This is a genomic window from Skermanella sp. (genome assembly GCF_059503625.1).
Genome location: NZ_JCACHA010001053.1, coordinates 5,210 through 5,823 on the forward strand (window position 1 = coordinate 5,210; position 614 = coordinate 5,823).

The 614-nt window shown below is 66.6% G+C and carries 1 protein-coding gene; it reads left to right on the plus strand.

Annotated elements, in window-relative coordinates; translation table 11 throughout:
- On the plus strand, positions 1-614 hold a 614-nt coding region (locus AC5JJ6_RS38200), incomplete at both ends, for an aldo/keto reductase (protein ID WP_496047050.1).

Genomic DNA, 614 nt, shown 5'->3' on the forward strand with positions numbered 1-614 from the left:
AAGCGGGACGAGGTGGTGATCGCCACCAAGGCGCACGGCCCGATGCGGAAGGACCCCAACGGCCGGGGCCTGTCGCGGAAGGCGATCATGACGGAGATCGACGCCAGCCTTCGCCGCCTGGGGACCGACTATGTCGATCTGTACCAGATCCATCGCTGGGACCACTCCACTCCGATCGAGGAAACGCTGGAAGCGCTGTACGACGTGGTGAAAGCCGGCAAGGCCCGCTATGTCGGGGCGTCGTCGATGTACGCGTGGCAGTTCTCCAAGGCGCTCTACCTTGCCGACCGGCGGGGCTGGACGCGCTTCGTCAGCATGCAGAACCACTACAACCTGCTCTACCGCGAGGAAGAGCGCGAGATGCTGCCGCTGTGCCGGGACGCAGGCATCGGCGTGATTCCCTGGAGCCCGATGGCGCGCGGCAAGCTGACCCGCGACTGGCAAGCCAACGAGACCACGAAGCGCACCGAAACCGACGAGTTCGGCAAGATGCTCTACAGTGCGACGGAGGAAGCCGACCGCAGGGTCATCACCCGCGTCGGCGAAATCGCGGCGGAGCGCGGCATCCCGCGTGCCCAGGTGGCGCTGGCCTGGCTGCTGCACAAGCCGGTCGT